This window comes from Micromonospora sp. NPDC049799, from assembly GCF_040656655.1.
Lineage (GTDB): Bacteria > Actinomycetota > Actinomycetes > Mycobacteriales > Micromonosporaceae > Micromonospora.
In genome coordinates this window covers 1-8,362 of the sequence record NZ_JBFAMU010000089.1, presented here as the reverse complement: position 1 = coordinate 8,362, position 8,362 = coordinate 1, and the positions used below count along the sequence as shown (strand labels likewise).

Annotated in this window: 9 protein-coding genes; 4 read left to right on the top strand and 5 right to left on the bottom strand. The window is 73.0% G+C overall.

All coding sequences use genetic code 11. The features are described 5' to 3' along the window. Window positions 1-110 precede the first annotated feature (110 nt). The gene (locus AB0I76_RS10240) at window positions 111-713 is read right to left on the bottom strand and encodes a bacterial proteasome activator family protein (protein WP_357032766.1); all 603 of its coding nucleotides are present in this window, start codon (window positions 711-713) and stop codon (window positions 111-113) included. A gap of 83 nt (window positions 714-796) precedes the next feature. On the opposite strand from AB0I76_RS10240, the gene AB0I76_RS10235 reads away from it, so the two are divergent. Together AB0I76_RS10235 and AB0I76_RS10230 are read left to right on the top strand one after the other, a co-directional pair. Next, on the top strand, window positions 797-1,594 hold the full coding sequence (locus tag AB0I76_RS10235; RefSeq protein WP_357032763.1) for an alpha/beta hydrolase: 798 nt from the start codon (window positions 797-799) through the stop codon (window positions 1,592-1,594). Window positions 1,595-1,675: 81 nt separating this feature from the next. Next, entirely contained in the window at window positions 1,676-2,887 is a 1,212-nt protein-coding gene (locus AB0I76_RS10230; protein WP_357032760.1) for an ABC transporter substrate-binding protein, read from the top strand. Between the two features lie 59 nt (window positions 2,888-2,946). Here AB0I76_RS10230 and ddaH read toward each other — a convergent pair whose 3' ends face one another. Then, window positions 2,947-3,771, bottom strand: a complete 825-nt coding sequence (gene ddaH, locus AB0I76_RS10225) for a dimethylargininase (RefSeq protein WP_357032757.1) — start codon at window positions 3,769-3,771, stop codon at window positions 2,947-2,949. A gap of 68 nt (window positions 3,772-3,839) precedes the next feature. Between ddaH and AB0I76_RS10220 the strand changes: the two genes are divergently transcribed. Together AB0I76_RS10220 and AB0I76_RS10215 are read left to right on the top strand one after the other, a co-directional pair. Then, window positions 3,840-4,298, top strand: coding sequence for an Lrp/AsnC family transcriptional regulator (locus AB0I76_RS10220; protein ID WP_357032753.1), 459 nt, complete (start codon window positions 3,840-3,842; stop codon window positions 4,296-4,298). Window positions 4,299-4,380: 82 nt separating this feature from the next. Continuing rightward, a complete protein-coding gene (locus tag AB0I76_RS10215) occupies window positions 4,381-6,261 on the top strand; it encodes a beta-propeller domain-containing protein (RefSeq protein ID WP_357032751.1) in 1,881 nt (626 codons plus the stop codon). 78 nt (window positions 6,262-6,339) lie between these two features. On the opposite strand, the gene AB0I76_RS10210 is transcribed toward AB0I76_RS10215, so the two are convergent. The 3 genes from AB0I76_RS10210 to AB0I76_RS10200 form a co-directional block, all read right to left on the bottom strand. After that, window positions 6,340-7,443, bottom strand: coding sequence for a hypothetical protein (locus AB0I76_RS10210; RefSeq protein WP_357032748.1), 1,104 nt, complete (start codon window positions 7,441-7,443; stop codon window positions 6,340-6,342). Window positions 7,444-7,532: 89 nt separating this feature from the next. Then, on the bottom strand, window positions 7,533-7,799 hold the full coding sequence (locus AB0I76_RS10205) for a DUF6457 domain-containing protein (RefSeq protein WP_357032745.1): 267 nt from the start codon (window positions 7,797-7,799) through the stop codon (window positions 7,533-7,535). After that, the coding region (locus tag AB0I76_RS10200) for an NTP transferase domain-containing protein (protein WP_357032742.1) at window positions 7,796-8,362 on the bottom strand (567 nt) is incomplete at its 5' end. The genes AB0I76_RS10205 and AB0I76_RS10200, both read right to left, overlap by 4 nt.

Genomic DNA, 8,362 nt, shown 5'->3' with positions numbered 1-8,362 from the left:
GCGGGCCGCGGGGCCCCCAACCCGCCGGGGGGGGGCGGCCGCCTGCGGTTTATTGTTGGGGGGGGGGGTGGGGCGGGCCGCCGGCCGCGCGGCCGGCCGGCCGCCGACGGTCACAGGTACTGGCCGGTGCTGTGTCCCTCGCCGCCCTGCGGCTGGCCCATGCCGGGCATGCCCGGCATCACCCCGCCGGGACCGCTGGGCAGCGCCTGCCGGCCGGAGCGCATCTGCTCCAGTTGCACCCGGGCAGCCATCTGCTGTGCCACCAGGGCCGCCTGGATGCCGTGGAACAGGCCCTCCAGCCAGCCGACGAGCTGGGCGTGCGCGATGCGCAGTTCGCCTTCGCTGGGCGCCTTCTCCTCGGTGAAGGGCAGCGAGATGCGTTCCAGCTCCTCCCGCAGCTCGGGGGCGAGCCCCTCCTTCAGCTCCACGATCGAGCGCTCGTGGATCTCCCGCATCCGGTGCCGGCTGGCGTCGTCCAGCGGCGCGGCCTTGACCTCCTCCAGCAGCTGCTTGATCATGCTGCCGATCCGCATCACCTTGGCCGGCTGCTCGACCAGTCGGGTCGGGTCCTCGCCGCCGCCCTCGCCGGCCTGCACGGTGCCGACCGGTTGGCCGTCCGGGCCGATCACCACGACCGTGCCCGAGTGTCCGGTGCCGTTCTGCTCCGGCTCGTCGTTCTCTCCCGCGGAGTGCGTCTGGGTCATGGCACCCATCTTTACCCAGCCGAGCCCGCCCGTGCGCCTCGGGACCGACTCCCGGCGGGCATCCGCGGCGTGAGCCGCGCTACGGTCGCGCCATGTCCGCCGACCCACGCGCCGTGCTGAGCCGTCCCACCCCGGCGCCGGACGCGACCGTCGCCTACGGCGACCATCCGGACCAGGTGGCCGACCTGCGCCGTCCGGCCGGTTCCGGTCCGGCCCGGCCGCTCGTCGTGGTGGTGCACGGAGGCTTCTGGCGGGCGGAGTACGACCGCCGGCACACCGGACCCCTGGCCACCGCCCTGGCCGCGCTCGGGCACCCGGTGGCCCAACTGGAGTACCGCCGGACCGGCCAGCCCGGCGGCGGTTGGCCCGGCACGTTCACGGACGTCCTGACCGGCGTGACGGAGCTGCCCCGGCTCGCGGCGGAGGCGCTGCCCGGGCGGGTGGCTCCCGGTCCGCCGGTCCTGGTCGGGCACTCCGCGGGCGGCCACCTCGCCCTGTACGTGGCGGCGACCGCGCCGGCCGCGGTGGCCGGCGTCCTGGCCCTGGCTCCGGTGTCGGACCTGGCCGAGGCGTACCGGCTGGATCTGGATTCCGGCGCGGTGGCCGCGCTCCTCGGTGGCGGCCCGGACGACGTGCCCGAGCGGTACGCGGCCGCCGATCCACGGATGCTGGTGCCGCTTCGGCAACGCACAGTAGTCGTCCACGGGACGCTGGACCGGCAGGTGCCGGTCGCCATGAGTCGCGATCTTGTCGCCGCCGGACAGGCGGCCGGTGCCGAAGTCGCGCTCGTTGAGCTGCCGTTTTGCGAGCATTTCGGGCTCATCGACCCGGAGTCGGAGGCGTGGCCGCACGTTGCCACTGGGTTGCGGAATCTACTTAAAGATCACTAGGGATTGACGGAGCGTCGTCAACCAGGTAGAACGCCGGAGGGGCGCTGACCGCCCAGCAACGCTTCCGGGGGAAGGAACTCGGTGTCGCAGATGAACCGCAGGCGAGCACTCAAGCTGCTGGCCGCGCTCGGTACGACCGGACTGGTGGCCGCCTGCGGCTCGGACGAGGACCCCGGAGACGCCTCGCTCGGCGACGGACGCCCGATCAAGATCGGCCTCGTCGCGCCGACGTCCGGCGGGTTCAAGGCGATCGGCGACGAGATCGCCAACGGGTTCCAACTCTTCCTGGAACTGCAGGACCGGAGACTGGGTGGGCACCCCGTCGAGCTGCTCACCGCCGACGAGGGCGCGAGCGGAGCGACCGGCAAGGCGGCCGTCGAATCGCTGCTCAAGCAGGGGGTGCTGGCCCTCACCGGTGTGGCCAACCCGGCCGTCATGTTCGACATCCGGGACACCGTCGAGCAGGCCCGGGTGCCACTGATCGGCTCCAACGCGTCGCCGACCAGCCTGCAGAGCGTCGTCTACATCTGGCGTACCTCGTACGTGCTGGACGAGGTGGGCCGGGCCCTCGGGCAGCACATGCGTCGCCAGCTCAAACCGTCGGAACAGGTCGCGATCATCATGCCGGAGACCCCGGCCAGCCAGGACGTGCTGCGCGGCTTCCGGGTGGAGTTCGGCGAGACCGACCGGCGGATCAAGGACGCGGTCGTGTGGACAGACAACCCCGCCAACCCGTCGAAGAGCACGTTCGTGGCGGACATCAGGCGGGCGATCAACCGCACACCGAAGCCGACCGCGATCTTCTGCCACTACGACGGGACGACGGCGGTCGAGTTCATCCGGCAGCTGCGTAACGAGGGCTACCGGGGCAAGGTCTACGCCCCCGGTTTCCTCACCGAGGGCCGGGTGCTGGAGAGCTTCGCCGAGAGCCCGGCGACGGCCCTGGGCATCCAGACCGCGCTGAACTACTCGGCCGACCTCAGCAACACGGCCAACCGGGTCTTCGCCTCCGCGTACCGCAAGAAGCACAACACCACCCCGACCACGTACGCGATGGCGTCGTACGACGCCGCGCAGGTGCTGGACCAGGCGATCCGCCTGGCCGGGGAGAACCCCACCTCGCAGCAGCTCAACCTGGCCCTGGGCAAGATCGGTCAGATCGACAGCCCGCGCGGCACCTGGCAGTTCAACCAGCCACGTACCCCGCAGCAGAAGTGGTACCTCCGCGAGGTCCAGCTCGACGGTCAGGTGCTCTCCAACGTCCTGATCAACGAGCTCGCCACGCTCGGCTGAGCCCCCGTACGACGAAGGGCCGGCCCCGGGTGGGGCCGGCCCTTCTCCGTCGCGTCGGGTCAGTGGCGCAGCTCGGCGATGCAGCACTTCACGCTGCCGCCGCCCTTCTTCAGCTCGCCCAGCTCCACCGGCACGGGGTGGTAGCCGGCGGCCTTGAGCTTGCCCGCGAGCCGCGTCGCCTCGCTGTTGAGCACGACGTTGAGGCCGTCGCTGACCAGGTTCAGGCCGAAGGCGAGAGCATCCTCGTCGTCGGCGATCACCGCGTCCGGGAAGAGCTGCGTCAGGACCCTCTGGCTGGCCGCCGAGAAGGCGCCCGGGTAGTAGACGACGTTCTCGTCGTCGATCGAGGCGAGCGCGACGTCCAGGTGGTAGAAGCGCGGGTCGACCAGGCGCAGCGACACCACGGGCCGGCCGAGCGCCTCCTGAGCCTCGGCGTGCGCCGGCAGCTCGGTGCGGAAGCCGTGGCCCGCGAGGACCAGGCCGCCGTGGGCTTCCGGCAGGTACGCGAAGTCACCCTCGCCCTCGTTGGTCTCGCTCGGCGCGATGAACCGCCAGCCCTGCGACTCGTAGAAGGCCCGGTGCGCGGCGGCCTCGGCGGCCCGCTGCTCGTGCTTGAACTGCGCGCCGTACACGGTGCCGTCGACGACGAACGCGCCGTTGGCCGCGAAGACCATGTCCGGCAGGCCCCGCTCCGGGGTCAGCAGGTGCACGTCGTGACCGAGGCCGGCCAGGGTCACCCGCAGACGGTCCCACTGCTTGACCGCCAACTCCGCGTCGACCGCGGTGGTGACGTCCATCCACGGGTTGATCGCGTACTCGACCGCGAAGTGCTCAGGCGAGCACATGAGATATGTCCGCTTTCGCGAGACTCGCTGCTGGTTCACGGTGACTAAGGGTAGGTACCGTAGAACTTTGGTAACAGCCAGAACCGTTGCTTCCCAGAGGCGGAACGTTGCAGATAGATGCCGTAGACCAGCGGATCATTGCGTTGCTCGTCGCCGACGCCCGTGCCTCGTACGCGGACATCGGACAGCGGGTGTCGCTCTCCGCACCGGCGGTCAAACGACGGGTCGACCGGCTGCGCTCCGCCGGGGTCATCAAGGGATTCACGGCCGTCGTGGACCCGGCCGCCGTCGGCTGGACCACCGAGGCGTTCGTCGAGCTGTTCTGCGCCGGCCGGACCACCCCCGTGCAGATCGGCGTGGCCGTCCGCCGGCACCCCGAGGTGGTCGGGGCGTACACGGTCTCCGGCGAGGCCGACGCCCTCGTGCACCTGCGGGCCGCCGACATCGCACACCTGGAGGCGGCGTTGGAGCGGCTGCGTGCCGAGTCCTTCGTCACCTCGACCCGTAGCACGATCGTGCTCTCCCGACTGGTCGAGTCCCCGGGCGTCGGCCCGTCCACCGGCTGACCCGAACACCTGCCGGGAGGACCGGCTGCCGGTCGGTCGGATTCTCCGGAACCCAGCGGGGGTCCGCCGCGTCCGATCGACCATGAAACGGGGCATGCTCACCGGCGGGGCGCTGCTGACCCTCGCCCTGCTCTCCGGAAGCGCGACCACCTTCCAGGCCGCCGACCGGTCGACCACCGGAGCCGTTCGGGCGTCCGCTGCCGATCCGGCGACGTCCGCCCCCCGACCGGTCTCCTACGAGTCCTGCGCCGAGGCGCTGGCCGACCTCCGGTCGGCGGCCACCGCCTCGGTCGGCCCGTGGGGCTTCGCCGGCGAGGGCACCACGTGGACCGGGAGGGGCCTCGGCGGCCCGATGACGCCGGCCGGGGCGGCCCGCGCGGACCGCGACACCCCCGAGCACTCCACCACCAACATCCAGGAGGTCGGCGTAGACGAACCCGACCTGGTCAAGACCGACGGACGGCGCATCGTCACGGTCACCGGCCACGTCCTGCGGGTGGTCGATCCGGCGACCCGCCGCGTCGTCGGCCGGCTGGACCTGGCCGCCGACCCGGAGAACCGCTGGGGACGCAACGAGCTGCTGCTGCACGGCGACCGGGCGCTGGTGCTCTCCGATGTCCCCACGCCGGTACGGCCGGGTGGCGAGCGACTCGACGGCCCGGGGCTCGGCGGCACCGAGCTGATCCTGGTGGACCTCGCCGGCGCTCCGCGCGTGCTCGGGACGTACCGGATCCAGGGCCACCGGCTGGACGCCCGCCAGACCGGCGGCACCGCGCGCGTGGTGGTCCGGTCCGCCGCCCGCGTCATCTTCCCGCCCTTCGACGGCCGGAAGGACAACCCCGACGCCCGCGCGACCGAGGCGAACCGGGCGGTGGTGGCCACCGCCGGCCTCGACGCCTGGCTGCCGGCGTACGAGTGGACGGCCGGCTCGCAGCGGCACACCGGGCGGATCGGCTGCGACCGGCTGACCCGGACGGAACGGGCCACCGGCTCCGGCGTGCTCACCGTGCTCAGCTTCGACCTGGGCGGCGGCCGGCTCGGTGACGGCGACCCGGTCAGCGTCGCCACCCACGCGGACGCCGTCTACGCCACCGGGGACAGCCTCTACCTGGCCGGCGCGCGGGAGATGGGTGACCGGCCGGACCCGCGACGCTGGATCCGCCCCAGCGGCAAGCTGGCCACCGACATCCACCGGTTCGACACGAGCGCACCGGGCCGCCCCCGGTACGCCGCCGCCGGCTCCGTACCGGGTTGGCTGGTCAACCGGTACGCGCTGTCGGAGTGGCAGGGTCACCTGCGGGTGGCGACCACCACCGAGGCCGGCGGACGCACCTCCGAGTCCGGGGTTCACGTGCTGCGACAGCAGGGGGCCACACTCGTCCCGGTCGGCACGGTCACCGGCCTCGGCCGGGGAGAACGGATCTACTCGGTGCGCTACCTCGGCGCCACCGCACACGTGGTGACGTTCCGGCGCACCGACCCGCTCTACACCCTCGACCTGACCGATCCGGCCGCGCCGCGGGTCACCGGAGAGCTGAAGATCACCGGCTACTCGTCCTACCTGCACCCGGTGGCCGACGGGCGGCTGCTCGGTGTGGGCCAGGAGGCGGACACCAGCGGGCGGGTGCGGGGCGTACAGGTCTCCCTCTTCGACGTGCGCGACCCGACCCGACCGACCCGGCTGGACCAGTGGCACGACCCCGACGGCGTGTCGGCGGCCGAGTACGACCCGCACGCCTTCCTGCACGACCCGTCGACCGGGCTGGTGGCCGTCCCGGTCGGCGACGGCGTACGCCTGCTGCGGGTGACCCACGACGCTCTCACCGAACACGGCACGGTGTCCCACCCGTCCGTCACCCGGTCGCTGCTGGTCGGCGGCGTGCTGTGGACGGTCTCCGAGACCGGCCTGCGGGCGAGCGACCCGACCACCGCCCGGAGCCTCACCTGGCTCCCCTCGACCTGACCCTCCCTCCCCCGGTGGGTGGGGCCCGGTTTCATTCGGGGTTTCCGGGCTCCACCCACCGTCAGCGGGGCAGGGGTGTCACAGGTACATGCCGGTGCGGTGTTCGCCCTGGTCGCTTTTCGTGGGCTTGTCGCCCTCGCCGAAGAAGCGCTTGCCGCCGAACTCGCCGTGCAGCCGGTCGTCCAGCTCGTCCGCGAGACCGGTCATCACCTGCACGGCGAGCATCAGGTGGGTGGCCTGGAAGTTCCGCCCGAACACCGGGATCGACGCCCACACCGTGTCGTCGGCGCAGTAGAGCCGGCCGATCGGCATCCGGTTGGTCAGCTCGGACAGCTTGACGTACAGCCGCTCGGTCGGCTCCACCTCGGTCAGGATCGGGGAGAACACGTCGACCAGGGGCGGGTTGTCCCGCACCCGTACGAAGACCATGGCCGAGCCGGCGCGGATGGTGATGTCGCCGTCCGAGTCGACCTGGAGGCGGTCCTCGTCCGACTTGAGCATCGTCGAGACGACCGTGCGGACCCGCTCCGGCAGCCCCAGCACGTCGTCCTCGGCGGGCTGCGCGGCGGCCTTCGCCAGCGCCTCGTCCAGGTCGGCCTCGACGTTCCGGTCCGGGCCGAACTCGCTGCGGGCGGTGCCGAGCGGCCCGCTCTCCAGCGGCTCGCCCTCGGCGTCGTGGATCAGGTAGACCAGGAAGGCCGGGTGCGGGGCGCCGTAGACGTCCCGCAGAGTCCGGGAGAAGAGCGCCGCCAGCTTGGTGGTTTCCTCGGCGCCGCCGTGCAGCCCGAAGTGCTCGCCGGAGCCCTCCAGCACGCCCGGCGGGGACCAGCCCAGCGCGACCATGTCCGCCACCGCGGCCCGGTCCAGGCGGTAGCCCTCCGGGAGGCTCGCGTTGCCCACCGCGCGGGCCGCCACTGCCCGGTCCGCTCCCACGTCGATGCTGATCGAGTAGACGGCGTCACCCGTACCGGAGGCGGTCGGGTCGAGGGTCAGCTCGACGTGGGAACCGCCGGGCAGCGCGGCCAGCCGCTCGGCCAGCGCCCGCGCGAACTCCCGCCACGCCTGCGTCACCTTCTCCCGCAGGTCTGCCGTGGTCGGCTCGTCGAGCAGGATCGACTCGTGGTGCTCCGGCAGGCTGCCGGGCGATTCACCAGCCGGCGCCGAGGGGTGGTCTGCCGTCATGATCGCCTCCGTCCGTCAAGGTCACCCTACCCACGGAACCGGGGTCACGAATCAACGCCGACCGGGATCGGACACCGGCGGCGGACCGGTCAGGCCGGACTCTCGCCGGGACGTTCGGCGCCGAGTTCCACCGGCCAGGTGGCGGCGAGGTCGCGGAGCCGGGCCGCGGCGCCGGCCGGGTCCGCGCCACGACCGACCGCGAGCCCCAGGAGGTACGCGCTGACCGGCGCGCCCGGCCGCAGGACCTGGTGCGCCACGTCCCGGGCCAGGTCGAGCACGGCAGGCACCGGCACCTGCGCGGGGTCGAGCCCCAGCTCGGCGCAGGCCGCCGTGATCCAGTCGTCCATCACCGTCATCGCGCCCACTCCTCCGCCCGGCGTACGTCCTCGTCAGTGTCGCAGTCGAACCACGGCGGCGGGCCGTCCGAGGACCACGGCACCTCGACGACGGTCAGGCCGGCGAGCAGCGCCCGCAGCGGAGCCCCGGCGAGCACCCCACCCCGCTCGGCGGCGAGCCGGTCCAGGGCGGCCCGCAATGCGTCGACCCGCCACACCCCGCACAGGGTCTGCCGCCGCCCGTCAGCGTCGACGAAGCAGACCCCGTCGATCGTCGCGGCGTCACTCCCGCCCGGCGCTGACGCCCGCGTGTCGGCCGGGGTCGCTGCGGCGGGCTGCGGAGCGTCGAGGTGGCCGAGCAGGTGGCCGATCGCATCGCGGGTGAGCAGCGGGAGGTCGGCGGCGAGCACCGCCACCACGGTGGCCGTCGCCGGCAGCAGATCCAGCCCGGCGGCGAGCGCGGCCACCGGTCCGCCGCCGGGGGGTTGCTCCCGGGTGACCAGTACCCCGTCGAGCGCGGCCACTGATCCGCCGTGCGGCTGCCCGCCACCGACCAGCGCCCCGGCCGACGTCCCGGCCGCGGG